The following is a 26,389-nucleotide window of genomic DNA, read 5'->3' as shown; positions in this document are numbered from 1 at the left end:
AGTCGGGCTTAAAGGCAGGTTGCGTCCGGCGCAACAATTTTGGGCGGATGATTCGCCGCAGGTGGCGGGATGTGGCCTAAATGGCAAAAATCCGCCGATTCAAGACCTTCCGCTTTTGGGTGTGTCGGCGAGCGGCCAGTAAAAGTCGGGCGCAAGCCCGGCCTCGGCGCGCTTTTCCTCGTTGAAGGGCGGTTTCAAGGCCCCGTGGAAATATTTCCGGACGAGTGTGTGAAACACGTCCTTGGGGTCCAGATCATGGCGCCCGCACAGGAAATGGAACCATTTCGAGCCGTAGGCGACATGGCCGACCTCCTCGCCGTAGATGGTTTCCAGCGCCGCGACGGCGCTGTCTGCCTTGGCCTTGCGGAAGATCTCGATCATGCCGGGGGTGACATCGAGGCCGCGGGCCTCGAGCACCATGGGCACCACGGCGAGGCGCCCCATGAGGTCATCGACCGTGTCCTCTGCGGCGCGCCACATGCCCGCATGGGCGGGCAGGGCGCCGTAGAAACTGCCCATCTCTTCGAGGCAGTCACAGACGAGGTTGAAATGCTTGGCCTCTTCCTCGGCGGATTTGACCCAGTCATCGTAGAAGCCCAGCGGCATGGAGGTGGATGTGAACCGCGGGATGATGTCCCAATGCAGATCGACGGCGTTCAGTTCGATATGGGCAACGGCGTGCAGCAGGGCGATGCGGCCTTGCGGGCTGCCGGGCTTGCGTTTCGGGACGTCGCGCGGGTCGCGCAGCTCGGGCTGCGCGGGCCGGGCCGGGCGCAACGGGGGCGTTGCCGATCCGACCGGCAGCGGGTGCCCCGCCGCGCGGGCCGCGAACCATGCGCGCGCATGGTTCCTCGACTTCTCCGTCTTCTCGCGGCCATCGGAGGTGGTCAGCACGTCCACCGCCATTTCGCTCAGGCTCATCATTGCTCCGCGTCCTTTCCACCTGCGGTGGCAAGGTCCTTCGAAGGACCTTGCAAGGCTTTTCCAAAAGCCTTCCTCCGCAAATTCGAATTTGCGGCTAAAGCGCCTTGCAAGGCGCTTGATCAAGGCGCTTCGAAGCGCCTTGCCCCCTCACAGCCCTTTCGCGGCTTCCAGAACCTCTTCGGCATGTCCGGGGACCTTGACTTTGCGCCATGCCTTCACGACCGTGCCCTCCGCGTCGAACAGGAAGGTCGAGCGCTCGATGCCCATGAACGTCTTGCCGTACATGCTCTTTTCCTTCCACACGCCCATCTGTTCGCACAGGTCCGTGGCCTCGTCCGACAACAGCGGCACGGTCAGCGATTTCTTCGCCATGAATTTCTCATGGCTGGCAATGCTGTCCTTCGAGACACCATAGACCTTCACGCCGAGCGCCTCGAACTCCGGCTGCAGCGCCGTGAACGCCTCGTTTTCCTTGGTGCAGCCCGACGTGTCGTCGCGCGGGTAGAAGAACAGGACGAACGGCGCGCCCTTCAGCGCGCTCAGCGAAACATCGCCGGAGGTGCCGGGCAACGTGATATCGGGGGCCTTCTCGGACATGCGTATCTCCTTTACTTGGGTTACTGTGGCCTTCATGAGCCAGATGCAACCCAAGAATAAACCGGCAGGGCGTGGCTTCCAGTGAGCGGGCGCGAAGAACAGGATACGGTCGTGAAAAGTTCCCGACGCCGCCGCAAAGGCGGCGTTGCGGCGCTTGTCACGCTGGTCACGGTGATCGCCGCGGCGGCGATCGCCGCGCTTGTCATGGTCGGGCGGCCGGTCGACGCGCCGGACTGGCTGCGCGACCGCATCGAGAGCCGCATTGCGCAGGCGGTCCCGGGTCTCGACGTGCGCTTTGGCCGGATGAGCCTGCTGATCCAGCGCACCGGGCTGGCGCGCTTCATTCTGTGGGATGTCAGCATCGCCAATGCGCGCGGCGAGATGGTGGCCGAACTGTCGGACATCGAAGCGGGCCTGTCACCCGGCGCCCTGCTGCGCGGTCGGCTCGAACTGCGCGAGGCCGAGGTCTCGGGTGCCTTCGTCACCTTGCAGCGGGACAAGGACGGGCGCTTCGGGCTGGCCTTGGGCGACGCATTTTCCGAGGGCACGCGGGCGCCCGATCTCAACGCCATCATCGCTCAGGTCGACCGTGCCTTTGCCGATCCCCGGCTGGCGCGGTTTACCCTTTTCGAGGCCGATGCGCTGACCGTGCGCTACGAGGACCAGCGCGCGCATCGCGGCTGGACGGCGGATGGCGGCCGCCTGCGGCTGGAGCGCGAGGGTGAAAGCCTGCGGCTTTCGGGCGACGTGGCGCTGCTGTCCGGGGGCGCCGATGTCTCGACCGTCGAGGTCAACGCGCAAAGCCGTCTGGGCGAGACTGCGATGGAATTCGGGCTGGTGCTCAAGGACCTGCCCGCCGCCGACATTGCCACGCAAAGCCCGGCGCTGGCATGGCTCGACGGGTTGGACGCGCCGATTTCCGGCGCGTTGCGGTCCGGGCTGAACAATGAGGGCCTGCTGCACAAGCTCAGTGCCACGCTCCAGATCGGCGCGGGCGTGCTGCAACCCAACAGCGCCACCAAGGCACTGCCCTTTGACGGGGCGCGGACCTATTTCAGCTACGATCCCGCCGAGGCCCTGCTGACCTTCGACGAAATCCGCGTGCGCTCGGCGCAGGCCGAGGTGACCGCCAGCGGGCAGGCGCAGTTGCAAGGGCTGGAGACCGGCTGGCCCGAGGGCTTGACCGGCCAGTTCGCCCTGTCCGGTCTCCGCCTTGCCGAAGGGGTGATGCTGGACCGCGACCTCGAAGTGTCCGGCGCGCGGGTGGAATTCAAACTGTCGCTGGCGCCCTTCACCCTTCAGGTCGGGCGGCTGCGCGTGACCGATCCGAAATTCCCGTTGCGCGCCAGCGGGGCGCTGCGCGCGGCGCGGGACGGCTGGCATCTTGCGTTGGACGCCACCGCCGAAGCCACGGATGTGGCGCAGGTCATGTCCTACTGGCCGCATGGCTTTCGCGCGCAGACCCGCAACTGGGTCACCGAGAACATCCTCGAAGGCCGTCTGCATGACATCGTCTTTGCCTTGCGCCTTGCCCCCGGGACGCGCCCGGAAACCTATCTCGATCTCGGATTCGACGGTGGGCGCGTGACCTACAACCGCAACCTGCCCGACATCCGCGAGGGGGCCGGACGGCTGACCATGTATGACGGGCGGCTGGGCGTGCGTGTCGATGCCGGCATGATCGAACCGGGGCAGGGCGGCGGCATCGACATCTCCGGCAGCGAATTCGTCATCCCCGACCTGATGACCCGCCCTGCACCGGGCGAGGTCCGCCTGAAGGCGCGTGGCTCGGCCACCGCCGCGCTGTCCTATATCGACAACGAGGCGTGGCGCGTGCTGGAGCGCGCCGGGCGCGGCCCTGATCTGGCCACCGGGCAGGCCGAGGTCACGGGGCGGTTGGCGATGGACCTGCGCGAGGGTCTGACGCTGGACGATATCTTCATCGACCTGACGGGGGATCTGCGCGACGTGGCCAGCGACACGCTGGTGCCCGGACGCCGCCTTGCGGCGGATCGCCTGTCCCTGTCCCTGACGCGTGACCGGGTTGCCGTCGAGGGCGCGGTCAGCGTGGAAGGCGTGCCTGCCACCGGGCGCTGGACCCAGCCCTTGAACGGCGCGCCGGGCGCGGTCGAGGCCAGTCTGGACATCACGCCCGCCGGTCTGGACGCGCTTGGCATCGCGCTGCCCGATGGCATGCTCTTTGGCCGGGGGCGGGGGCAATTGGCGCTCGACCTCGGCGACGGGCGCGCGCCGAGGTTCAGCCTGACCAGCGACCTTGCGGGACTGGGCGTGGCGATCCCGCAACTGGGCTGGCAGTTGCCGCCCGGGGCGCAGGGGCGCTTTGCGATCTCGGGGCAGTTGGGCGAACCGATGCGAATCGATGGGCTGAGCTTGTCGGGCGCGGGGATCGAGGCCGAGGCCGACCTGTCGCTGACCGGCTCGGGCGGCATGGACACGCTGACCCTGCGGCGGCTGTCCCTGTCCGACTGGCTGGACGTGGCGGGCCGGGTGCGGGCGCGCGGCGGCGGGCAGGCCCCGGCGATCGAAATCGCCTCGGGGCGGATCGACATGCGCAAGGCGACCTTCGGGGGCACGGGCGGCGGCGGCAGTGCTGGCAGCAGCAGCCCGGTGGCCCTGACGCTCGACACGCTCCAGATCACCGACAGCATCGCGATCCGCAATTTTCGCGGCAATTTCGAGACCGGCGGCGGCTTGCGCGGGCGTTTCGACGGGCTGCTGGGCGGGCGTGCCCCGATCGACGGCACGGTCGTGCCGCGCAATGGTGGCACCGCGTTCCGGGTGACGGGCGAGGATGCGGGCGACGTGCTGAAAGGCGCGGGGTTGCTGCGCACCGTGCAGAACGGCACTTTCCAACTGGATATGGAGCCGGTCGCGGGCCAAAGCGGCACCTATGACGGCACCATGCGCATCGAAGGCCCGCGCCTGCGCGATGCCCCCGCCATCGGCGCGCTGCTCGATGCGGTCAGCGTCGTCGGCCTGATCGACCAGCTCAATGGGCCGGGGATCTTCTTTTCCGAGGTCGAGGCCAATTTCCGCCTGACGCCCAGCCGGGTGATCCTGACACGCTCCAGCGCGGTCGGCCCGTCCATGGGGATTTCGCTGGATGGCTATTACGACCTTGCCTCCGGCAATATGGACATGCAGGGCGTGCTGTCGCCGGTCTACTTCCTGAACGGGATAGGGCAGATATTCTCGCGCAAGGGCGAGGGGCTGATCGGTTTCAACTTCAATCTCAAGGGCGCGGTGAGCGCGCCGAGGGTTGCGGTCAATCCGCTTTCGGTGTTCACCCCCGGCATGTTCCGCGACATCTTTCGGCGCCCGCCGCCGCAGGTGACGCAATAATCCGCGAGGCGCCATGCACCTGTCCGATTTCGACTTCGACCTGCCCGACGGGCTGATCGCCACCCGACCCGCGCGGCCCCGGTCCTCGGCCCGGTTGCTGGTGGCCGAGGGCGACCAGATCACCGATGCGCAGGTGTTTGACATCACCCGCTGGCTGCGCGCGGGTGACCGGCTGGTGCTGAACGACACCAAGGTCATTCCGGCGCGGCTGTCCGGCACGCGGGCGCGCGACGGGGCGCAGGGACGAACCGAGGCGCAGATCGAAGTGACCCTGCTGGAGCCGCGCGCTGATGGCACTTGGCAGGCGCTGGTCAAACCCCTGAAGAAGGTCAGGGATGGCGAGGAAATCCGCTTTTCCAACGACTTGTCCGCCGTTCTTGAGGCGCGCAGCGACGGGCAGGCGCAGCTGCGCTTCAACCTTGCCGGCGACGATTTCGACGCGGCCCTGAACGCCGCCGGGGCGATGCCCCTGCCGCCCTATATCGCCGCCAAGCGTCCGGCGGATGCGCAGGACAAGCAGGACTACCAGACCGTCTGGGCCCGCAATACCGGTGCCGTGGCCGCGCCCACCGCCTCGCTGCATTTCGACCAGCCGCTGCTGGACCGGCTGGCCGAAATGGGTGTGTTGTTCACCCATGTGACGCTGCATGTCGGCGCGGGGACCTTTCTGCCGGTCAAGGTCGAGGACGTGACCACCCACAAGATGCATGGCGAATGGGGTGAGGTGTCGCCGCAGGCCGCCTCCCAGATCGCCGCGACCAAGGCCGCCGGGGGGCGCGTGATCCCCGTGGGCACCACCGCGCTGCGGCTGATCGAGACGGCTGGGCGGGGCGGGCAGATCGCGCCGTTCGAAGGGGTGACCGACATCTTCATCTATCCCGGCTTCACCTTCACCGTGACCGATGCGCTGATGACCAACTTCCACCTGCCGAAATCGACGCTGATGATGCTGGTTTCGGCCCTGATGGGCCAAGACCGCATCCGCCGCATCTACGGACATGCAGTGGCGGAGGGCTATCGGTTCTTCTCTTACGGGGATGCATCGCTTTTGATTCCGAACAAGGTCGGTTAGGCTGGCCGGAGTCATGAAGTTTTCATGACTTTACGGGTATTTGCTGTGCCTGTCGCCGCGACGGCATTGCATGTCGCGCGGGGCTGGGTGACGTTGGCCCCCACCGCGAAACACCACACGACACATCTGAGACCGAAATGAGGGCGACATGCTGAACGTGCTGCGAAATTCCTGGGCGCTGCTGCTGGGCATGCTGCTGTTGATGCTGGGCAATGGCTTGCAGGGGTCGCTCTTGGGTGTGCGCGGGGCGCAGGCGGGGTTCTCGGCCGGGACCATGTCGGTCGTCATGTCGGGCTATTTCGCCGGTTTCCTGATCGCGTCGCGGGTGGCGCCGAACATGATCCGACGGGTCGGCCATGTCCGCGTCTTTGCCGCGCTCGGCTCGATGATCTCGGCGGTCATCATCCTGTTCCCGGCGGTGCAGGACCCGATCGCCTGGACGGTGGGCCGGGTGATCCTCGGCTTTTGTTTCTGCGGGGTCTACGTGACGGCGGAAAGCTGGCTGAACAACACCGCCACCAACGAGACGCGCGGCCAGACCCTGTCGGCCTACATGATCGTGCAGATGGTGGGCATCATCGCGGCGCAGGCGCTGCTTGTGGTGCCGGACGCGAGCGGCTTTTTGCTGTTCGTGATCCCGTCGGTGCTGGTCTCCATCGCCTTCGCGCCGATCCTGCTATCGATTTCGCCGACGCCGGCCTTCGATTCCACCAAGCCGATGACACTGCGTGAACTCTACAACGTGTCGCCGCTGGGCATCGTGGGGATGTTCCTGCTGGGCGGCGTGTTTGCCGCGCAATTCGGCATGGCGGCGGTCTATGGCACCGAGGCCGGGCTGGGCCTTGGCCAGATTTCGATGTTCGTGGCCTCGTTCTATGTCGGCGCGGTGGTGATGCAATACCCGCTGGGCTGGATGTCGGACCGCATGGACCGGCGCGTGCTGATCATGGTGGTGGCCCTTGCCGGCGGCGGCGCGGCGGTGGTGGCCTTGGTGCTGGGCGGTATCTTTCCGATCCTGCTTGCCTCTGCCTTTGTCATCGGTGGCTGCTCCAACCCCTTGTATTCGCTGCTGATCGCCTACACGACCGACTTCCTCCAGGCCGAGGATATGGCGGCGGCGTCTGCCGGTCTGCTGTTCATCAACGGCCTCGGGGCGATCGCCGGGCCGATCGTCATCGGTTACACGATGGAGGCGGTCGGCGCGCGCGGCTTCTTTGCGCTGATTGCCGGTCTTCTGTTGTTGCTGGGGGCCTATGCGCTTTATCGGATGACGCAGCGCAAGAGCGTGCCGGTGGACGAGACGGGCACCTATGCGCCGATCATGCCGTCGGCCACGCCGGTCGCGCTGGAGGCTGCACAGGAATACGCCATCGAGGCCGCTGAAGAGGATGAATGACCGGGTTGTTAACTTCTGACAGAAATTGTGACTGGTCCCCAACGCGCTGACGTGGTTACGATTCGGTCAATGGTAACGGGTGCGATGGAGGACGATATGGTCACGCCCGACGACATCCTGGCCTTTTGGCTGGACGAAGTTGGCCCCGAGGGGTGGTACAAGCAGGACGAGGCGCTGGATGCTCAGATCCGCGAGCGCTTCCTGCCCGCCTGGGAGGGATTGATGCAGGGCCGCTACGGCCTGTGGCTGACCTATCCGAGCGGGGTTCTGGCCTATATCATCCTCGCCGATCAGTTTTCGCGCAACATGTTCCGCGGGCAGGGCAAGGCCTTTGCCTCGGACCGTGTGGCCCTGACCGCCGCCAAACAGGCGATCCATCGCGGCTGGGACATGAAGATCGACGAACCCGCGCGGCAATTCTTCTACATGCCCCTGATGCATTCCGAGAACCTCTGCGATCAGGACCGCTGCGTGCGCCTGATGAAGGAACGCATGCCGGAAACCGGCGCGCCCAACCTGCTGCATGCCAAGGTGCATCGCGAGGTCATCCGGCAATTCGGACGGTTCCCCTATCGCAATGACGCGCTTGACCGGCGCTTTACGGATGCCGAACGCAGCTACGTGGACGAGGGCGGCTATGGCCGCACGCTGCGCGAGATCGAAGCCGTCGCAGCGTGATCCCGGACAGGGGCGGGGCATGGCCCCGTCCCCCGACCTTTGACGTCTGTCCAGACCGAGTTGCCGGGCGGATGGGCTTGGGCTAGCGTCTGTCCCGAGGACAGTCGGGAGGACGCAATGAGCTTTGACATGGTGGTGATCGGTGCCGGGCCCGGGGGCTACGTGGCCGCCATTCGCGGTGCGCAGCTTGGCCTAAAGGTCGCGGTTGTCGAGCGCGAGCATCTGGGCGGCATCTGTCTGAATTGGGGCTGCATTCCGACCAAGGCGCTGCTGCGGTCGGCGGAGGTGTTTCACCTCATGCACCGCGCCGCTGAATTCGGGCTGAAGGCCGAGGGGCTGGGCTTCGATCTGGACGCGGTGGTCAAGCGGTCGCGGGGCGTGGCCAAGCAGTTGACCTCTGGCGTCGGGCATTTGCTGAAAAAGAACAAGGTCGCCGTCGTGATGGGCGCGGCGCGTCTGGAGGCGCCCGGTCGCGTGGTCGTGCAGACCGACACGGGCGAAGAGGTGCTGGAGGCTGCACATGTCGTGCTCGCGACGGGCGCGCGGGCACGCGAGCTGCCGGGGCTTGAGGCGGACGGGGACCGGGTCTGGTCCTACAAGCATGCGTTGCAGCCGAAACGGATGCCGAAGCGGCTCTTGGTGATCGGCTCTGGCGCGATTGGGATCGAGTTCGCCAGCTTTTACAACGCGCTTGGCGCCGAGGTTACGGTGGTCGAGGTGATGGACCGCATCCTGCCGGTCGAGGATGCCGAGATCAGCGCATTCGCCAAAAAGCAATTCGTCAAGCAAGGCATGGTGATCCGTGAGGGCACGCAGGTGGCGCAGTTGGAGCGCCGCAAGGATGGCGTCACGGCGCATCTGTCGCAAGGCGGGAAGACCACGAAGGACGCGTTCGACACCGTGATCTCCGCCGTCGGGATTGTCGGCAATGTCGAGGGATTGGGGTTGGAGGCCTTGGGGGTCAAGGTCGAGCGCACCCATGTGGTGACCGATCCGATGTGCCGCACCGGCGTGCCCGGCCTTTTTGCAATTGGCGACGTGGCGGGTGCGCCTTGGCTGGCGCACAAGGCCAGCCACGAGGGCGTCATGGTGGCCGAGATGATTGCCGGGGGCCATCCCCACGTGGTCGATCCCGACAGCATCGCGGGCTGCACCTATTGTCACCCTCAGGTGGCAAGCGTCGGCCTGACCGAGGCGCAGGCCAAGGAACAGGGCTTTGACGTGAAGGTCGGGCGGTTCCCCTTTGTCGGCAACGGCAAGGCGATTGCGCTGGGGGAGCCGGAGGGCATGGTGAAGACCGTGTTCGACGCGACGACCGGCGCGCTTTTGGGGGCGCATATGGTGGGCGCCGAGGTGACCGAACTGATCCAAGGCTATGTCGTCGGGCGACAGTTGGAGACGACCGAGGCCGACCTGATGGCGACGGTCTTCCCGCATCCGACCCTGTCCGAGATGATGCATGAAAGCGTGCTGGACGCGTGGGGCCGGGCGATCCATTTCTGAGGCGTGGCTCCGGGCGCCCCGACTGGCGGGCCTGAGGCCCACCAGCGGCCCACCCTCCAAGCCACGCTCCGGTCGGGAGGTGATCATGGCGCAGAACAAGACACAGCCGGGCAGCGCATCCGTTGCGGCTTATCTGGAGGCGGTTGACCATCCGCGCCGGCGGGAGGACGCGATGGTGTTGGACCGGCTCTTTCAAGAGGTGACCGGATTTCAACCGCGCATGTGGGGCGACACGATCATCGGCTACGGGCGCTATGACTATACCTATGAAAGCGGGCGCAGCGGGTCGTTTCTGGCGACCGGATTTGCCCCGCGCAAGGCCAATATGGTGGTCTATGTCATGCCGGGCTATGCGGATTTCTCGGAGATCCTCGACCGGCTGGGGCCGCATCGATTGGGCAAGTCCTGCCTGTATCTGGGGGCCTTGTCCAAGGTCGATCTCGATGTTCTGGCGGAGTTGATCCGGGCCGGGCTGGCCGATTTGGGCCAGCGTTGGCCGGTTTTTCCGGAGTGAGGCGGCGCGGGGCAGAGCCCCGCGCTACGGCAGGTCAGAGCTTGTTCAGACGTTGGAACATGGCCTTGGCGCGCGGGGCAAGCCAGTCCCACAGGGCGGGCGCGCCACGGGCGATCTTTGCGCCGATCGTGCGTTCGAACGTGGCGTGATCGACATCGTAATCCACCCAGGACCCGCCGCCATTGGCGATGTTCAGATTGGGCGGCACAAACCGGTCGAGGGATTTGGCAAAGCGCGCCTCGGGCGTCTCATTGGCCTCGAATTCATCCCAGAGCGCGCGGAACTGCGCGGCCTGATCGGCGGGCAGCAGGCCAAAGATGCGGTCGGCGGCCTGCGCCTCGGCCCTCGCCAGCGCGGCGCTGTCATGGGTGCCAAAGACCGGCGCGTCGCCTGCGTCGATCTCGACCAGATCGTGCAGCACGAGCATGGCAATGACCTTGGCCCGGTCGACGCCCTCGGGCGCGTGTTCCGACAAGGTCAGGGCGAACAGCGCCAGTTGCCAGCTGTGCTCTGCCGAGTTCTCGAAGCGAGAACCATCCGCAAGCCGCGTGGCGCGGGTCACGGATTTCAGCTGGTCGGCCTCCATCAAGAAGGCCATCTGGGCGGTCAGCCGGTCCTCAGAGGTTTTCATTGTCGGAGGTCGGCGCAATGGCCTGCGGGATGGCCTTGCCAGCCTTTTTCGCCTCGAGCGCGGCCTTGACGTGTTCGTTCAGGAAGGTCCGCGCCCGCCGTTCCGCAAGACGGATGCGGACGGCGGCGCGGAAGACTTCTTCGGAGGAGGGCGACGAGGCCCCCAGAACGTTGGCGACCTGATCGGCGAGGTTTTCATCGCCAAGCGCGTCCATCGCCTTGATCACGTCCTGGGCCAACCGGTCGGCCAGATCGTCGACGACGCCCATGGCTCAGCGCGTGGTCTCGGTCAGGCGGCGTTTGACGTAGCCGGAAACCGAGTTGATCATCGTGTCCATATGCGGCTCTTCGAAGAAGTGGCCGGAGCCCTCGATTTCCTCGTGGGTGATGGTGATGCCCTTCTGCTCGTGCAGCTTGTTCACCAAGGCGCGCGTATCGGCGGGCGGGGCCACGCGGTCGGCGGTGCCGTTGATGATCAGGCCGGACGAGGGGCAGGGGGCGAGGAACGAGAAATCGTACATGTTGGCGGGCGGGCTGACCGAGACGAAGCCGGTGATCTCGGGCCTGCGCATCAGAAGCTGCATGCCGATCCACGCACCAAAGGAGAAGCCCGCGACCCAGCAATGTTTCGAGTTCTGGTTCATCGATTGCAGGTAATCGAGCGCCGATGCCGCATCGCTAAGCTCGCCCACGCCCTGATCGTATTCGCCCTGGCTTCGGCCGACGCCGCGGAAATTGAACCGCAACACGGTGAAACCCATGTTGTAGAACGCGTAATGCAGGTTGTAGACGACCTTTTGATTCATCGTCCCGCCGAACTGCGGATGCGGGTGGAGCACGATGGCAATCGGCGCGTCGCGGTCCTTTTGCGGGTGGTAGCGGCCTTCGAGGCGGCCTTCGGGTCCGGGAAAAATGACCTCGGGCATGGGGTGGTCTTGCTCCTGACTGGCCCGGACAGGAATTCTTGACGAATTCCCTTGGGCAACTTAGAACGGTTCTAAACCGGCAATGTTGCCGGAAACGGGTTGATTGCAGATAGGCAATCGGCGCGGCAAGGTCAATTGTTCGCGTGGGTTAGGGAGGACGGGACGTGAAGCTGAGTACAAAGGGACGCTATGCGATGGTCGCGCTGACCGATATCGCGATGCAATCCTCGGAAGGCTTGGTGACGTTGGGGGATATCTCCCGGCGGCAGGATATCTCGTTGCCCTATCTGGAGCAGTTGTTCGTCAAGCTGCGCCGGAGCGGGCTGGTCGAGTCGGTGCGCGGCCCGGGCGGCGGTTACCGGCTGGCGAAACCGGCGAGTGAGATCCGGGTGGTCGATGTGCTGGCGGCGGTCGACGAGACGGTCGATGCGATGCACAAGGGGGCGGGGGCGTCGGGGGCGGCGTCGGGATCGAAGGCGCAGTCGCTGACCAACCGTTTGTGGCAAAGTCTGTCGGCGCAGGTCTACGTGTTTCTGCACCAAACGCGGTTGTCGGATGTGGTGGACAATACGCTGGCGCCGTGCCCTGCGGTGCCCAATATCTTTGCGGTGGTTGATGATGAGAAGTGAGGCCAAGGGGCTTTGCCCCTCTGCGCTGGCGCGCATTCACCCCAAGGTATTTGGGGACCAAAGAAGCTGGGGGCGGGTTTGAGCCGGGTCTATCTGGATTGGAACGCGACCGCGCCTTTGCGGACCGAGGCGCGCGACGCGATGATCGCCGCGATGGAGGTGGTGGGCAACCCGTCTTCGGTGCATGCCGAGGGGCGCGCGGCGAAGTCGTTGGTCGAGAAGGCGCGCGGACAGGTGGCCGCGGCGTTTGGCGCGGACGGCGCGGACGTGGTCTTCGTTTCGGGCGCGACCGAGGCGGCGGCGCTGGCCTGTGCTGGATTGGACCTCGTTGGGGCGGATGTCGAGCATGACGCGGTCGTGTCGTGGCTGCGGCCCGAATTGGCGGTCGACGGACAGGGGGCCGTCACGGTGGTCGATCCGGCGCGGACGGCGTTGCAACTGGCGAATTCCGAAACCGGCGTGGTGCAACAGCTTCCCCATGGTGTGCGGGTCGTCGATGCGACGCAGGCTTTTGGCAAGCTGCCGGTGGCGTTCAACTGGCTGGGCTGCGAGCGGGCTTTGGTTTCTGCCCATAAACTGGGCGGGCCGAAAGGCATCGGGGCTTTGGTCATCAAGCGCGGCACCGATCTGGCGGCTCAGATCAAGGGCGGCGGGCAGGAGATGGGGCGCCGCTCCGGCACCGAAAACCTGATTGGAATCGCGGGGTTCGGGGCGGCGGCAGAGGCTGCGGCGCGCGATCTTGACGCGGGTGTCTGGGCCGGGGTGGAAAAACTTAGAAACATTCTAGAATCCTCTATTGAGGATATCGCTAAAGAGACTATTTTTGTCGGGAAAGACGCGCCGCGACTCCCCAACACGTCCTGCTTTGCGATGCCCGGATGGAAGGGTGAGACGCAGGTCATGCAGATGGACCTCGCGGGCTTTGCGGTGAGTGCGGGCAGCGCCTGTTCCAGCGGCAAGGTCAAGGCCAGCCGGGTGCTGGCTGCTATGGGATACGACGATGTGGTGGCCAGTTCCGCGATCCGCGTGAGCCTTGGCCCCACAACGACCGAAGATGAGGTCCTGCGCTTTGCTGAGGCGTGGGGGACGAAATACAAACGGTTCCGGGATCGGGCCGCGTGAGGAAAGGAAGGGCTGATGTCTGTGACGGATGAGGTTCAGGTCAAGGACGGCGTCGATCAGGGCACCGTCGATGCGGTGAAATCCGCTGGCCAATACAAGCACGGCTGGAACACCGATATCGAGATGGAATACGCCCCGAAAGGGCTGACCCCGGATATCGTGCGGCTGATTTCCGAGAAGAACGAAGAGCCCGAATGGATGACCGAATGGCGCCTCGCGGCCTATGAGCGTTGGTTGCAGAAGGAAGAGCCGACTTGGGCGATGGTCGACTATCCCAAGATCGACTTTCAGGAGCAGTATTACTACGCGCGCCCCAAATCGATGACGGAGAAGCCGAAATCGCTGGATGACGTGGACCCGAAGCTGCTGGAAACCTATGCGAAATTGGGCATTCCGCTGAAGGAACAGATGATCCTTGCGGGTGTCGAGGGGGCGGACGCGACCCCGGCTGAGGCCAAGGAAGGCGAGCGCCGGGTGGCCGTGGATGCGGTCTTCGATTCCGTGTCGGTGGGCACGACCTTCAAGAAGGAACTGGCCAAGGCGGGCGTGATCTTTTGCTCGATCTCCGAGGCGATCCGCGAGCATCCGGAACTGGTGAAGAAGTATCTGGGCTCGGTCGTGCCGGTGTCGGACAACTTCTATGCGACGCTGAACAGCGCTGTGTTCAGCGACGGGTCGTTTGTCTACGTGCCGCCGGGCGTGCGCTGCCCGATGGAACTGTCGACCTATTTCCGCATCAACGCGGAAAATACCGGCCAGTTCGAGCGGACTTTGATTATCGCCGACAAAGGGTCTTATGTCTCCTATCTGGAGGGTTGCACGGCACCTCAGCGCGACACGGCACAGCTGCACGCGGCTGTGGTGGAGATCATCGTCGAGGAAGACGCCGAGGTGAAATACTCGACCGTTCAGAACTGGTTCCCCGGCGATGAGAACGGCAAGGGCGGCATCTACAACTTCGTCACCAAGCGCGCCGATTGCCGGGGCGACCGGGCCAAGGTGATGTGGACGCAGGTGGAAACCGGCTCTGCCGTGACGTGGAAATATCCCAGCTGCATCCTGCGCGGGAATGAATCGCAGGGCGAGTTCTACTCGATCGCTATCGCGAACAATCACCAGCAGGCCGATACCGGCACCAAGATGATCCATCTGGGTCGCGATACCAAGTCGCGCATCGTGTCCAAGGGGATCAGCGCGGGGGTAGCCCAGAACACCTATCGTGGACTGGTATCGATGCATCCGAAGGCGAAGAATTCGCGCAACTACACGCAATGCGACTCGCTCTTGATCGGTGACAAATGCGGCGCGCATACGGTGCCGTATATCGAGGTCAAGAACAACAGCAGCCGTTGTGAGCACGAGGCGACCACGTCCAAGGTCGACGACGATCAGCTTTTCTATTGCCGCCAGCGTGGCATGGATGAGGAAGAGGCTGTCGCCTTGGTGGTCAACGGGTTCTGCCGCGAGGTGCTGCAGGCGCTGCCGATGGAATTTGCCATGGAAGCACAACAGCTTGTGGCGATTTCGCTCGAAGGCTCCGTTGGGTGATCTTGAGTAGGATGGGTGATCACCCATCCTACCTTTGAAAGGCGCGGATATGTTGGCCGAAGCAGTAAACCAGACCGTCGGTGTAGGCCTTGGCGTGTTCATCGGCACATTGATCGGGGTTGGCCTGCGCGCCCGCAAGGGCCAGCGCAGCGGCCTTGTGCAGGACTCCGTCTGGAAGACCGCTGTGCTGGCGGGCATGGCGGCATGGGCGGTCTCGGCCGTGGTCGCGCTGTTTGTTGTATGAAGACTGCGGGCCTCATATCCTGGCTGGGCGCGGAACTGCGCCCGGATCGCCTGCACATCGTCGATGTGGGGGCGAACCCTTTGGGCGAGCCGCCTTACAAGACGCTGGTCGAAGCCGGTTTTGCGCATGTCTGGGGCTTCGAGCCCAACCCGGAGGCCTGCGCGCGTCTGCGGGCCGAGGCCGGGACAGGTGTCACGGTTCTGGACAAGGCGATTGGTCAACCGGGATCTGCCGTGTTCAACGCATACCCCGCCTCGGAAATGTCTTCGATCTTCAAGCTTTGCGTGAAGAGCATCGGCTATATCGGCCATTTCAAAAGACATTTGGGCGCCGAGACCGAAATGCCGACAGTGCTCCACGCGCTGGATGATCTGGAAGAGGTGCCAGCCTTTGACCTGCTCAAGATCGATGCACAGGGCGCGGAACGCGATGTCATTCTCGGTGCGCAATCAAAGCTGGGGCAGGCCGTTGCGGTTGTGGCCGAGATGCGCTTTTACCGTCTGTACGAGGGCGAACCCGCGCTGTGGGAACTGGACAAGGCCCTGCGGGATCAGGGGTTTGCGCTTCACCGCTTCCTGCATCAGAAATCGCGGATGCTGGGCCATTCACAGCGCAATCGCGTGCGCCCAAACGCCATCGGCAGCCAGTTGATCGACGGCGATGCCGCCTATATCCGCCTGCTCGAAGACCGCGCTTCCGTCACCGACATGCAGCTGAAGAAGCTGGCGATGATCGCGGCGGGGGTGTTTGGCAGCCATGACCTCGTCCTGTGGTGTCTCGACGAGTTGACCGCGCGTGGCGCGTGCGAGCGGGGTCTGGCGAAGGAATATGTCGACCGGCTTCCGGCGCATCTGCGACAGGGCGAGGTGTTGGCATGAGCGCGTCACCCCGTTCCGCACCAAAGATTTGAATTTGCCCCAACCGAGGGGCGCACGACACGAAGGGAAGAAACATGCTTGAAATCAAGAACCTGCACGTCAAACTTGAAGAAGAGGACAAGCAGATCCTCAAAGGCGTCGACCTGACCGTCGAGGCGGGCAAGGTGCACGCGATCATGGGGCCGAACGGCTCTGGCAAGTCGACCCTGTCCTATGTCCTGTCCGGCAAGGATGGGTACGAGGTCACCGACGGCTCTGCCGAATTGCTGGGCGAGGACCTGCTGGAGATGGAAACCGAGGAACGCGCCGCCGCTGGCCTGTTCCTTGCCTTCCAGTACCCGGTGGAAATCCCCGGCGTCGGCAATATGACCTTCCTGCGCACGGCTGTGAACGCGCAGCGAAAGGCGCGCGGGCAAGAGGAAATGTCCTCTGCCGAGTTCCTCAAGGTGATCCGTGAAAAGGCCAAGAGCCTCAAGATCGACGCCGAGATGCTCAAGCGCCCGGTCAATGTCGGCTTCTCCGGTGGTGAGAAGAAGCGCAACGAAATCCTGCAGATGGCCATGCTGGAACCCAAGATGTGCATCTTGGACGAGACCGACTCGGGTCTTGACGTCGACGCGATGAAGCTAGTGGCCGATGGCGTGAACGCGCTGCGCGACGAGGGGCGCGGCTTCCTTGTCATCACCCACTACCAGCGTCTGCTGGACCACATCAAACCGGACGTCGTCCACATCATGGCCAATGGCCGCATCATCAAGACTGGCGGCCCCGAACTGGCACTGGAAGTCGAGCAGAATGGCTATGCCGACCTGCTCGAGGAGGCGCAGTGATGGCATTGCCGCAGGCGAAACAAACCGCAACCGAGGCGCGGCTGTCCGCGCTGACCCTGCCCACCGGCGGCTGGCCTGACGCGGCCCGCCGCGACGCGCTGTCCCGCGTGCAGGCCATGGGCCTGCCCGGTGCGCGGGACGAGTATTGGAAATACACCCCACCGTCGACGCTGGTGCAGGTGGATGCGCCGCAGGCGCAGGCGCTTGATCATGGCGACGAGGCCCCGCTCTTCGAGGGCCGCGACCGGCTGAAAATTGTCTTTGTCGACGGAGTCTTCGACGCCGAGGCGTCCGACGATCTGGCGCTGGAGGGCGTGCAGATCGACCGTCTGGCTGAGGTGAAAGATATCCATTGGGCCAAGGACTTGTACGGCGTTCTTGAAGCAAGAGGTCAAAAGCCGGTGGACCGCCCGCTTGCGGCGCTGAACACCGCCTTTGCCACCGACGGCCTGCTGATCCACGTCACGCAGACCCCGTCCAAGCCGATCCATATCAGCTATGTCCACAGCGACTCTGCCTCGGATGCGATCCTGCATCACGTGGTCAAGGTCGATGCGGGGGCCGAGGCGACGATCCTTGAAAACGGCCCCGCTGCCGCGCGCTTCAACAAGGTGATGGAGGTCGATCTGGCCGACACCGCCAAGCTGCACCACATCCGCGCGCAGGGCCGCGACCACGAACGCCGCGCCGCCACGCATATCTTTGCGCGACTGGGCACGGAAAGCGTGTTCAAGACCTTCACCCTGACGGTCAACGGCGTGCTGACGCGCAACGAATGCGTGGTCGAGCTGACCGGCGACGACGCGGTCGCGCATATCGCAGGGGCCTGCATGGGCGACGGCGATTTCCACCACGACGACACCGTCTTCGTCACCCATGACGCGGTGGGCTGCGAAAGCCGTCAGGTGTTCAAGAAGGTGCTGCGCAACGGCGCGACCGGTGTTTTCCAAGGCAAGATCCTTGTGAAACCCGACGCGCAAAAGACCGATGGCTACCAGATTTCCCAGTCCTTGCTTCTGGACGAGGACAGCCAGTTCCTCGCCAAGCCGGAACTGGAAATCTACGCAGATGACGTCGCGTGCTCGCACGGTTCGACCTCTGGCGCGATCGACGAGGACGGGTTGTTCTACCTGCGTGCCCGTGGCCTGCCGCGCGGTACGGCGGAGGACCTGCTAACCATCGCCTTCATCGCCGAAGCGGTGCAGGAGGTCGAGGACACCTCGCTCCAAGAGGAACTGGTCGAGCGCGTCGCTGGCTGGCTGGAGCGTCGGCGCGGCTGATGGCGATCTCGCGCGATATCGCGGCCACCTATCGGGGGCCGGGGGCGGTTGTGCGCCGCCTTCTGGCGCTCGGTCCGCGCGAGGACCGGGCACTGGCCTTCGTCATGGGGGCCTGCGCGCTGATGTTCGTGGCGCGCTTGCCCGCCTTGTCGCGGCAAGCGCATCTGCAAGAGACCGAGTTGAACCCGCTGATGGGCGGGGCGTTGCTGGGCACGGTCTTCATCCTGCCGCTCATCCTGTATGTGTTGGCGGCGGTGGTGCATCTTGTGCTGGGCACGGTGACCAAACGCGGCTCGGGCTTTGGATCGCGTCTGGCGCTGTTCTGGGCCTTGCTGGCGGCGGTGCCGATGGCGCTGCTCAATGGCTTGACCGCTGGCTTCGTCGGCCCCGGTCCGGCGCTGGCGCTGACCGGTGTCTTGTGGGCGGCGGTGTTTTTCTGGTTTTGGATCAGCGGCTTGCGGGTCGTTTATGAGGCATCGAAATGACCCCGGCTGCGTTCCTGTCCCTTGCCTTGCAGACGATTGCGGCCCCGCGCGATGTAGCACGCCTGTTGATGTCTGCGAACCTGTCGCGCGAGGCGCTGCTGACGGCTTTCGGCCTTGTCATCATCGCCAGCGGGCTGGTCTTTCACGTCTCGAACCTGCTGTCGCCCGGCCCGGTGCCGGTGATGCTGGCGGACCCGATCCGCTTTGTCATCTTGCAGGCGGTGGTCCAAGGCGCGACAATCGCGGCGCTGACCGGCATGGGCCGTATCTTGGGCGGCACCGCGCGGCTGTCCGACATCGCTGTCCTGATGATCTGGCTGAACGCGATCCGCGTGGTCGTGCTGGTGCTGTTGTCGGTGCTGATGATGGTCTCGGGCCTGTTGAGCATGTTGGTGATCTTTGCCATGACGGCCTTGGGATTCTGGATCACGCTGAATTTCATCGACGAGGCGCACGGGTTCGTAAACCTGTTCAAGGCCTTCGGCACGCTGGTGCTGGGCCTTCTGGCCATGGCCTTTGCCTTGTCTTTCCTCCTGACCCTGGCGGGGGTCTCACCCGAAGGGATGTTGCCCGATGTATGATGTCCAAGAGATCCGCAAGGACTTTCCCATTCTCGCCCGCGAGGTGAACGGCAAGCCGCTGGTCTATCTCGACAATGGCGCGTCGGCGCAAAAGCCTCGGGCCGTGATCGACGCGGTCACGCGCGGCTATGCCGAGGAATATGCCAATGTCCACAGGGGCTTGCACTACCTCAGCAACCTCGCGACCGAGAAATACGAGGGCGTGCGCGAGATCATCGCGCGGTTTCTGGGCGCGCCCGATCCCGAGGAAATCGTCTACACAACCGGCACCACGATGGGGATCAACCTCGTGGCCTATGGTTGGGCGATGGAGCATCTGAAGGCGGGCGACGAAATCCTGCTGTCGGTGATGGAGCATCACGCCAATATCGTGCCGTGGCATTTCCTGCGGGAGCGCATGGGCGTCGTGCTGAAATGGGTCGATGTGGATGAAACCGGCGCGCTGGACCCGCAAAAGGTGATCGACGCCATCGGTCCCAAGACGAAACTGCTGGCGATCACCCAGATGTCGAACGTGCTGGGCACTGTGGTCGATGTGAAAACCATCTGCCACGCGGCGCGCGAAAAGGGCGTGCCGGTTCTGGTCGACGGCTCTCAGGCCGCGGTGCACATGCCGGTCAACGTGGCCGAGATCGGCTGCGATTTCTATGCCATCACCGGGCACAAGCTGTATGGTCCATCCGCCTCCGGCGCGATCTGGATTGCCAAGAACCGCATGGCCGAGATGCGCCCCTTCATGGGCGGCGGCGATATGATCCGCGAGGTCAGCAAGGACGAGGTCACCTATAACGATCCGCCGATGAAGTTCGAGGCGGGCACGCCCGGCATCGTCCAGCAGATCGGACTGGGTGTGGCGCTGGATTACATGATGGGCGTCGGCATGGACCGGATCGCCGCGCATGAGGCGTCGCTGCGCGACTATGCGCAGTCGCGGCTGACCGGGCTGAACTGGTTGCAGGTGCAGGGCCATGCACCCGGCAAAGGTGCGATCTTTTCCTTTACCATGGACGGGGCTGGGCATGCGCATGACATCTCGACCATCCTCGACAAGAAGGGGGTCGCGGTGCGTGCGGGCCACCATTGCGCCGGGCCGTTGATGGATCATCTGGGTGTGACGGCGACCTGCCGGGCGTCTTTTGCGATGTACAATACGGTTGAAGAAGTGGATGCGCTGGTGGATGCGCTCGAACTGGCGCACGACCTGTTCGGTTGAGCCTCACGAGGCGCGCAGCGCCGCGGCCAATGCTTGGCGCGAGACGGGTTTCGACAGGAACCCGTCCATCCCGGCCTCTTGGCAGCGGCGCATGTCCTCTTCCAGCACGCTGGCCGTCAGGGCGATGATCCGGGTTCGGGCGCGCAAGCCGGTCAGCGAACGGATGTGGCGGGTCGCCTCCAGCCCGTCCATCTCGGGCATGTGCATGTCCATCAGCACGATATCGAACCGCTCGCTCATGATCATGTTCAAGGCCTGCGCGCCATCGCAGGCCTTTTCGGTCCGGTAGCCCAGCCGCCGCAGCATCGCCGCGATGATCTTGCGATTGGTCGCGTTGTCATCGACCACAAGCGCGCGCCCGTTTGCCAGATCGGAGTCCAGCACCGTCTCAGACGCGACCTGTTGCGGGATGTCGGTGGCCAGATTCAGCGGGAGCATGGCATCGAAGCGGCTGCCGCTGCCTTCCTCGCTGGTCAGCCGGATCTGACCGCCATGCGCCTCGATCAGGCTGCGCGCGATGGCAAGCCCCAGCCCGCTGCCGCCGAACCGTCGGTTGCGCCCGCCCTCGGCCTGTTCGAACCGCTCGAAGATGCGGGCATGGTCCTTTTCCGCGATGCCGATGCCAGTGTCGATGACCGAAATGCACAGCCCCTCGCGCGCGGTGTCGCAGATCGTCCGCGCCACCTTGATGCAGACAGAGCCGGTGCGGGTGAATTTGACCGCGTTGCCGGTCAGGTTGATCAGGACTTGTCGCAGGCGGTCGCTGTCGCCGATCAGGTAGACCCCCAGCAAGTCCGGCGCGATGTCGACCTCCAGCCGCAATCCCTTGGATTCGGCGGTGACGCGCAGGATTCGCACCACGCCGTTCACGAGATCGGACAGGTTGTACGGGGCCGGGTTGAGTTCCAGCCGCCCTTCTTCGAATTTCGACAGGTCGAGAATATCGTCGACGATGGACAGCAGCGCCGTCCCGGCCTCGCGTATGGTGTCGACGTGATCGGCCTGCTCGTCGGTCAGGTGGGTGTCGGCCAGCAGCTCGGCCACCGGAATGACACCGTTGAGCGGTGTCCGGATCTCGTGGCTCATCCGGGCGAGGAATTGCGACTTGGCGGTCAGCGCGGTCTCGGCCTCGATCCGGGCGCTCTGCAGCGCATCGGTCTGCCGCCGGATCTGCCGGCGCATGGCATCGAAGCTGAGTGTCAGGCGCCCCAGTTCGTCAGGATGCGGATCGGGCAAGCGCGCCTCGAAATCCCCGTTCTTCATGCGATCGGCGGCTGCGGCCAAGACCGAGACGCGGCGCGTCACGAGGCGGTCGATGGCGACGGTCAACAGCGCCATGATGATGATGACCGCCACGCTGGTGAACAGGCCCAGCCGCCGGGTTTCGGCCTGAACGCGGTCAAGCGTGGTGGTCAGGTCGATCACCGCCTTGAGACTGCCGAATTGCGAGCCACGCAGGGCGATCGACTGGTCGATCATGATGCGGGAGCCCCCCATGGCGATCACGCGCTCTTCGAGCGGAAACAGCCGCCGACCGGTCTGGTCGTGCAATTCGATGCCGATCCAGTTCGCGTTGCGCGTCTCGATGCTGGACAGGGTTTCGGTGATGGCCCCGAACTGGCGCGACAACAGGAATGGCAGGATGGCGTCGATGATGACATCGAGTTCGCGTTGCAGTTCCTCCGTATGGCTGGTGATGACGACGCGTGTGACCCGAGGCACCCAAAGCACCTGGAACACCACGAGCCACGCGAGGGAAACCCCCAGCAACAGCAGCAGCACGGTGCGCCGTATGGTCCAGACCGGTCGCATGTGTTCGCCCCGGCCTATCGCTGCCCGCTCGCGGGCTTGATGTAGTAGTGCGACAGGCGCAGCTCGCGCAGCGTGTCGTAATCGTGTTCGCGGGCTTCGACCGCGCTTCGGATCGGGACCTGAGCCAGCAGGGCCGCGCCGCTCTGAGTGGCGGCCATTTCGACAAAGGCGGCCTGGACGGCGGTGATCACGTCCTCGGGCACACGCGGATGCGCGGTGACCGGATGCGGCGGCATGCGGGTCGTCTCGTAAAGAATGCGCAATTGCGCGCGCGCCGCCGGGGACAGCGCCTCCAGCGTGGACATGACGCCACCGGCGGCGGCGGCCTCTCCGAACACGACGTTGAGATAGGCAGAGCTGTGGGTGGCGACATAGCTGGCGCGGTAATCGAGGGCGAATTGGCGGTCGAGATCGGCCCGCATCAGCAGCGCCGCGCCGAGAGCGTTGGGGGCGGGAAAGGCGATGGTCTGTCCGGCCAGTTCCGAGACGTTTTGGTAGGGGGAATCCTCTCGCACCACGAGCACGCCGAACAGGTCGCGGGCACCATCGCGGACGATCGGGCGATACCCTTGCAGTTCGTTGGCGATCAGGGCGTGGTAGGGGTTCATATAGGCGAAATCGAACAGGCCATGCATGAAGTCATCCTCGAAATCGGGGATGCGTGGCGAGCCGATCATGCGAAACCTGTGCCCGGTCCGGCGTTCGAGTTCATCGAGGATGGGAGACCAGATCGACATCAGCCGCCGCGCCTCGAATTGCGGGACGACGCCGAAGGTATATTCCCCGGCCCGCGTCTGCGCGGGCAGGGTCAGCGCAACGGTCAGCAAGGCCGACCAGATCACGAAACGTGCGCGTCGGAGCAGGGGCAGGAAACGGGTCATCGGGGCATCCCTTCGGAGGAAACGGCGGATCGGCGCATCGCCGGGCGGCGGCGCGGCCACCCTAGACCCCGAGCCTTGCAAATCTGCTAATGCGGCCCGGAAATCGCGCGCTCAATTGCGCTTGCAGACCGGCAGGGGCGCAGGTATAGACCGGCTCAGGCACCCGTAGCTCAGCTGGATAGAGCGCTGCCCTCCGAAGGCAGAGGCCATAGGTTCGAATCCTATCGGGTGCGCCATTTCCCTTTTTCGATGATCCAAAGCCGGGCGCGATCTTGCGGGTCGCTTGAATTTGGCTACATCCTGCATCCGGGACTTGCCGAAGGGAGAGCCTGGATGATCACCGTGGATTATTGCGTGACCATGGCGCGTTACAACGCGTGGCAGAACCGCCAGTTGAAGCTGGCCTTTGCAAGACTGGACGAAACCGCGCTGCACGCAGATCGCGGGGCGTTCTTCGGCTCGATCTTCGGCACCGCCAACCACCTGTTGTGGGGAGATTCCCGCTGGCTGTCGCTGTTGACGGGATCGCCCGGGCCGGAACTGCCCGGGTCGGACAGCGTGCGCATGACCCGGACGCTCGGCGATTGGGAGATCGCCCGCTTTCGCACCGACGCCGCGCTGCTGGACTGGGCAAACCGCCTGCGCAGCGTGGATCTGACCGGCCCGCTCAGCTGGCATTCCGGCATTCTCGGGCGCGAGGTCAGCAAGCCGCGCGGGCTGTGCATTGCCCACATGTTCAACCACCAGACCCATCACCGTGGCCAGATTCACGCCATGCTGACCGCCGCGGGCGTCGAGGCGCCGGTCACCGACGTGATCTTCATGCCCGACGACGGCCCGTGGCTTTGATGCTTGGTTACGACACGCCGCGTCGTTTTCTTAACATATTGCGCCGCGCCGGGTGGACCCGGGGGGCGCAAGGCCTCTAGTCTGGACCTGTGAAAGGCCTGACCTAGGTTATTTCACATCCCCAGGTAACGGGGATGTGTTTCAGAAGATGAAAAAGCTTCGGTTCACATGGTCCCCGTGCCGCAAGGAAAGAGAGGACACATGTTCAAACGCATCATGGTGCCGGTCGATCTGGCACATGTTGACCGCCTGTCGCGCGCACTGACCTGCGCTGCCGACTTGGCCAAGACCTATGGCGCGTCGGTCGTCTATGTCGGGGTCTCGGCGGCAACGCCGAGCTCGGTCGCCCATTCGCCGCAGGAATTCGCCACAAAGCTGGCCGAGTTCGCCGAGGCGCAGGGCAAGGACGCGGGGATCGAGACCGAAGCCCATGCCATGACCAGCCATGACCCGTCGACCGATCTGGATCCGACGCTTCTGAAGGCGGTGGACGAAACGAAGGCCGATCTGGTGGTGATGGCCAGCCATATTCCCAACGTGACCGACTATATCTGGCCGTCCAATGGCGGAACGGTTGCGGGGCACGCCAAGGTCTCGGTTCTGGTGGTGCGATGACCTCCATCCTCGACCGGGCGGAGGGCGCCCGGGTCGAACGACACGCTACCCCAAAGACAACAAACGAAACGCGCAGAGGAGGGACGGCATATGGCCGATACCGACGTTGACGAAACGAGCCAGGGCATACCAGAGCCCGAGGGCGCGTCAGAAATAATCCAGACCGATTACGAGATCGGGCAGGACAATATCGAAACCCAGATCGGGCCGTTCGGCCTGGACATCCACAACCCGGTCTTTCTGATCTCGGGTCTCAGCGTCATCCTGTTCGTGTTCTACACGCTGGCCCTGCCAGAGCAGGCGGGCGGGGCGTTCACCTGGATGTTCGACGCGGTGACGAAGGGCTTCGACTGGTTCTTCATCGGGGCGGCGAACATCTTTGTGCTGTTCTGCCTGCTGCTGATCGTGCTGCCGGTGGGCAGTGTGCGGCTGGGCGGCGCGGATGCGACGCCGGACTACACCTATTTGGGCTGGTTCGCGATGCTGTTCGCCGCCGGCATGGGCATTGGCCTGATGTTCTACGGCGTGTCCGAGCCGATGAGCCATTTCTCGTCCTCCGCAGGCGGCACCGCCTTGGGCGAAAACGGCATCCGGTCGGACTGGGCCCCGTTGGGCGCCGCCGCAACTGAGGAAGAGGCCGTTCGTCTGGCCTTTGCCGCGACGATCTTTCACTGGGGTCTGCACCCTTGGGCGATCTACGCGGTGGTGGCTCTGGCCTTGGCCTTGTTCAGCTATAACAAGGGCCTGCCGCTGACGATCCGCTCGGCCTTCTATCCGATCCTCGGGGACCGGGTCTGGGGCTGGCCGGGGCATATCATCGACGTTCTGGCGGTGTTTGCCACGTTGTTCGGCCTTGCCACCTCGCTGGGCTTTGGCGCGACACAGGCCAATGCGGGCCTGAACGAGCTGTTCGGGGTGCCCGTCGGATCGACCACCGAAGTCATCTTGATCTCGGCGATCACCGCCGTGGCGCTGGTCTCGGTGCTGCGCGGCCTCGACGGCGGGGTGAAGGTGCTGTCCGAAATCAACATGGGCCTTGCGGCGCTCTTGCTGCTGTTCGTGCTGTTCACCGGACCCACGATTGTCCTGCTGACGGGCTTCGTCGACTACCTTGGCGCCTACCTGCAATACCTGCCCGCGCTATCGAACCCGGTTGGCCGTGAAGACGTGAACTTCTCGCAGGGCTGGACCTCGTTCTACTGGGCGTGGTGGATCAGCTGGTCGCCGTTCGTGGGCATGTTCATCGCGCGCGTGTCGCGTGGCCGCACCGTGCGTGAATTCATCATCTGCGTGCTGCTGATCCCCTCGCTGGTCTGCGTGCTATGGATGAGCGTCTTTGGCGGCACGGCTGTCTACCAAGTGGTCAATGACGGCTACACCGCCGCGCAGGACGCGTCGCTGGAACTCAAGCTGTTCAAGATGCTGGACGTGCTGCCGCTGGCATCGATCACCAGCTTCATCGGCATCGTTCTGGTGATCGTCTTCTTCGTCACCTCGTCGGATTCCGGCTCGCTCGTGATCGACACGATCACCGCGGGCGGCAAGGTCGACGCGCCGGTGCCGCAGCGCGTGTTCTGGTGCGTCTTCGAAGGCGCGGTGGCCATCGTGCTGCTGCTGTCGGCGGGCGGGTTGCAATCGCTGCAATCCATGGTGATCTCGACCGGTCTGCCGTTTACGGTGGTGCTGCTGGTCATGTGCTGGGCGATCTGGAAAGGCCTTCAGGCCGAGCGCAAGCATAGCTGATCCCAGCGATACGAACCTTGGAAAGCCCCGCCACCCCGGCGGGGCTTTTCTTTTGCGCGCGCGGCGTTAGGTCTGC

Annotated in this window: 26 protein-coding genes and 1 tRNA gene; 20 read left to right on the top strand and 7 right to left on the bottom strand. The window is 64.5% G+C overall.

The genetic code is table 11. From position 1 onward, the window contains the following. Nucleotides 1-99 precede the first annotated feature (99 nt). On the bottom strand, nucleotides 100-924 hold the full coding sequence (locus D8Z78_RS01705; protein WP_121631464.1) for a ferritin-like domain-containing protein: 825 nt from the start codon (nucleotides 922-924) through the stop codon (nucleotides 100-102). Between the two features lie 147 nt (nucleotides 925-1,071). Next, on the bottom strand, nucleotides 1,072-1,521 hold the full coding sequence (locus tag D8Z78_RS01700; RefSeq protein ID WP_121631465.1) for a peroxiredoxin: 450 nt from the start codon (nucleotides 1,519-1,521) through the stop codon (nucleotides 1,072-1,074). 111 nt (nucleotides 1,522-1,632) lie between these two features. Here D8Z78_RS01700 and D8Z78_RS01695 point away from each other — a divergent pair, with 111 nt between their 5' ends. The 6 genes from D8Z78_RS01695 (at nucleotide 1,633) to D8Z78_RS01670 (ending at nucleotide 10,047) form a co-directional block, all read left to right on the top strand. Beyond that, nucleotides 1,633-4,884: a YhdP family protein gene (locus tag D8Z78_RS01695; protein ID WP_240671963.1), complete on the top strand. Its 3,252-nt coding sequence runs from the start codon at nucleotides 1,633-1,635 to the stop codon at nucleotides 4,882-4,884. A gap of 13 nt (nucleotides 4,885-4,897) precedes the next feature. Then, nucleotides 4,898-5,956, top strand: coding sequence for a tRNA preQ1(34) S-adenosylmethionine ribosyltransferase-isomerase QueA (gene queA / locus D8Z78_RS01690; RefSeq protein ID WP_121631466.1), 1,059 nt, complete (start codon nucleotides 4,898-4,900; stop codon nucleotides 5,954-5,956). A gap of 148 nt (nucleotides 5,957-6,104) precedes the next feature. After that, nucleotides 6,105-7,352: an MFS transporter gene (locus tag D8Z78_RS01685; protein WP_121631467.1), complete on the top strand. Its 1,248-nt coding sequence runs from the start codon at nucleotides 6,105-6,107 to the stop codon at nucleotides 7,350-7,352. 96 nt (nucleotides 7,353-7,448) lie between these two features. Continuing rightward, nucleotides 7,449-8,030, top strand: a complete 582-nt coding sequence (locus D8Z78_RS01680) for a DUF924 family protein (RefSeq protein ID WP_121631555.1) — start codon at nucleotides 7,449-7,451, stop codon at nucleotides 8,028-8,030. A gap of 117 nt (nucleotides 8,031-8,147) precedes the next feature. After that, complete coding sequence (gene lpdA, locus D8Z78_RS01675) at nucleotides 8,148-9,533, top strand: dihydrolipoyl dehydrogenase (protein WP_121631468.1); 1,386 nt, start codon at nucleotides 8,148-8,150, stop codon at nucleotides 9,531-9,533. Nucleotides 9,534-9,618: 85 nt separating this feature from the next. Further along, the gene (locus D8Z78_RS01670) at nucleotides 9,619-10,047 is read left to right on the top strand and encodes a DUF1801 domain-containing protein (protein ID WP_121631469.1); all 429 of its coding nucleotides are present in this window, start codon (nucleotides 9,619-9,621) and stop codon (nucleotides 10,045-10,047) included. Between the two features lie 34 nt (nucleotides 10,048-10,081). On the opposite strand, the gene D8Z78_RS01665 is transcribed toward D8Z78_RS01670, so the two are convergent. From D8Z78_RS01665 to D8Z78_RS01655, 3 genes are read right to left on the bottom strand one after another with little or no spacing between them, the layout of a single operon-like run. Beyond that, complete coding sequence (locus tag D8Z78_RS01665) at nucleotides 10,082-10,678, bottom strand: HD domain-containing protein (RefSeq protein WP_121631470.1); 597 nt, start codon at nucleotides 10,676-10,678, stop codon at nucleotides 10,082-10,084. Beyond that, nucleotides 10,665-10,946, bottom strand: a complete 282-nt coding sequence (locus D8Z78_RS01660) for a hypothetical protein (protein ID WP_121631471.1) — start codon at nucleotides 10,944-10,946, stop codon at nucleotides 10,665-10,667. The genes D8Z78_RS01665 and D8Z78_RS01660 overlap by 14 nt, the downstream gene beginning before the upstream one ends. A 3-nt stretch (nucleotides 10,947-10,949) precedes the next feature. Further along, nucleotides 10,950-11,603, bottom strand: coding sequence for an alpha/beta hydrolase (locus tag D8Z78_RS01655; RefSeq protein WP_121631472.1), 654 nt, complete (start codon nucleotides 11,601-11,603; stop codon nucleotides 10,950-10,952). Nucleotides 11,604-11,767: 164 nt separating this feature from the next. Between D8Z78_RS01655 and iscR the strand changes: the two genes are divergently transcribed. The 10 genes from iscR to D8Z78_RS01605 all read left to right on the top strand — a co-directional run bounded on the left by iscR (nucleotide 11,768) and on the right by D8Z78_RS01605 (nucleotide 20,413). Beyond that, nucleotides 11,768-12,232: a Fe-S cluster assembly transcriptional regulator IscR gene (gene iscR / locus D8Z78_RS01650; protein WP_121631473.1), complete on the top strand. Its 465-nt coding sequence runs from the start codon at nucleotides 11,768-11,770 to the stop codon at nucleotides 12,230-12,232. A gap of 78 nt (nucleotides 12,233-12,310) precedes the next feature. Then, the gene (locus tag D8Z78_RS01645) at nucleotides 12,311-13,354 is read left to right on the top strand and encodes a cysteine desulfurase family protein (RefSeq protein WP_121631474.1); all 1,044 of its coding nucleotides are present in this window, start codon (nucleotides 12,311-12,313) and stop codon (nucleotides 13,352-13,354) included. Between the two features lie 15 nt (nucleotides 13,355-13,369). Further along, nucleotides 13,370-14,902: a Fe-S cluster assembly protein SufB gene (gene sufB, locus D8Z78_RS01640; RefSeq protein ID WP_121631475.1), complete on the top strand. Its 1,533-nt coding sequence runs from the start codon at nucleotides 13,370-13,372 to the stop codon at nucleotides 14,900-14,902. A 52-nt stretch (nucleotides 14,903-14,954) separates the two neighbouring features. After that, nucleotides 14,955-15,146 carry a hypothetical protein gene (locus D8Z78_RS01635; RefSeq protein ID WP_420824294.1) on the top strand — a complete coding sequence of 64 codons (192 nt, stop codon included), beginning with the start codon at nucleotides 14,955-14,957 and terminating at the stop codon, nucleotides 15,144-15,146. Further along, nucleotides 15,143-16,024, top strand: a complete 882-nt coding sequence (locus D8Z78_RS01630; RefSeq protein ID WP_164932859.1) for an FkbM family methyltransferase — start codon at nucleotides 15,143-15,145, stop codon at nucleotides 16,022-16,024. The genes D8Z78_RS01635 and D8Z78_RS01630 overlap by 4 nt, the downstream gene beginning before the upstream one ends. Nucleotides 16,025-16,098: 74 nt before the next feature. Continuing rightward, a complete protein-coding gene (gene sufC / locus D8Z78_RS01625) occupies nucleotides 16,099-16,854 on the top strand; it encodes a Fe-S cluster assembly ATPase SufC (protein WP_121631478.1) in 756 nt (251 codons plus the stop codon). Beyond that, nucleotides 16,854-18,134 (top strand): Fe-S cluster assembly protein SufD, encoded by a 1,281-nt coding sequence (sufD, locus tag D8Z78_RS01620; protein WP_121631479.1) that lies wholly within the window; start codon nucleotides 16,854-16,856, stop codon nucleotides 18,132-18,134. Before sufC ends, sufD begins: the two co-directional genes overlap by 1 nt. After that, nucleotides 18,134-18,619, top strand: a complete 486-nt coding sequence (locus D8Z78_RS01615) for a YIP1 family protein (protein WP_121631480.1) — start codon at nucleotides 18,134-18,136, stop codon at nucleotides 18,617-18,619. Before sufD ends, D8Z78_RS01615 begins: the two co-directional genes overlap by 1 nt. After that, a complete protein-coding gene (locus D8Z78_RS01610) occupies nucleotides 18,616-19,200 on the top strand; it encodes a YIP1 family protein (protein ID WP_121631481.1) in 585 nt (194 codons plus the stop codon). The genes D8Z78_RS01615 and D8Z78_RS01610 overlap by 4 nt, the downstream gene beginning before the upstream one ends. Then, nucleotides 19,193-20,413 (top strand): cysteine desulfurase, encoded by a 1,221-nt coding sequence (locus tag D8Z78_RS01605; protein ID WP_121631482.1) that lies wholly within the window; start codon nucleotides 19,193-19,195, stop codon nucleotides 20,411-20,413. Before D8Z78_RS01610 ends, D8Z78_RS01605 begins: the two co-directional genes overlap by 8 nt. 3 nt (nucleotides 20,414-20,416) lie before the next feature. Here D8Z78_RS01605 and D8Z78_RS01600 read toward each other — a convergent pair whose 3' ends face one another. Further along, a complete protein-coding gene (locus D8Z78_RS01600; RefSeq protein WP_121631483.1) occupies nucleotides 20,417-22,225 on the bottom strand; it encodes an ATP-binding protein in 1,809 nt (602 codons plus the stop codon). A gap of 14 nt (nucleotides 22,226-22,239) precedes the next feature. After that, nucleotides 22,240-23,106 carry a phosphate/phosphite/phosphonate ABC transporter substrate-binding protein gene (locus D8Z78_RS01595; RefSeq protein ID WP_121631484.1) on the bottom strand — a complete coding sequence of 289 codons (867 nt, stop codon included), beginning with the start codon at nucleotides 23,104-23,106 and terminating at the stop codon, nucleotides 22,240-22,242. A gap of 159 nt (nucleotides 23,107-23,265) precedes the next feature. Here D8Z78_RS01595 and D8Z78_RS01590 point away from each other — a divergent pair. From D8Z78_RS01590 to D8Z78_RS01575, 4 genes are all read left to right on the top strand, one after another. Then, nucleotides 23,266-23,342, top strand: a tRNA-Arg gene (locus D8Z78_RS01590). 97 nt (nucleotides 23,343-23,439) lie between these two features. Beyond that, nucleotides 23,440-23,955, top strand: coding sequence for a DinB family protein (locus D8Z78_RS01585; RefSeq protein ID WP_164932858.1), 516 nt, complete (start codon nucleotides 23,440-23,442; stop codon nucleotides 23,953-23,955). Nucleotides 23,956-24,156: 201 nt separating this feature from the next. Next, entirely contained in the window at nucleotides 24,157-24,570 is a 414-nt protein-coding gene (locus D8Z78_RS01580) for a universal stress protein (RefSeq protein WP_121631486.1), read from the top strand. A 90-nt stretch (nucleotides 24,571-24,660) separates the two neighbouring features. Continuing rightward, a complete protein-coding gene (locus D8Z78_RS01575) occupies nucleotides 24,661-26,313 on the top strand; it encodes a BCCT family transporter (RefSeq protein ID WP_121631487.1) in 1,653 nt (550 codons plus the stop codon). The last annotated feature ends 76 nt before the right edge of the window (nucleotides 26,314-26,389 follow it).

Source organism: Tropicibacter alexandrii, assembly GCF_003667315.2.
Classification (GTDB): domain Bacteria; phylum Pseudomonadota; class Alphaproteobacteria; order Rhodobacterales; family Rhodobacteraceae; genus Tropicibacter; species Tropicibacter alexandrii.
This window is presented reverse-complemented; position numbering and strand designations above follow the sequence as displayed.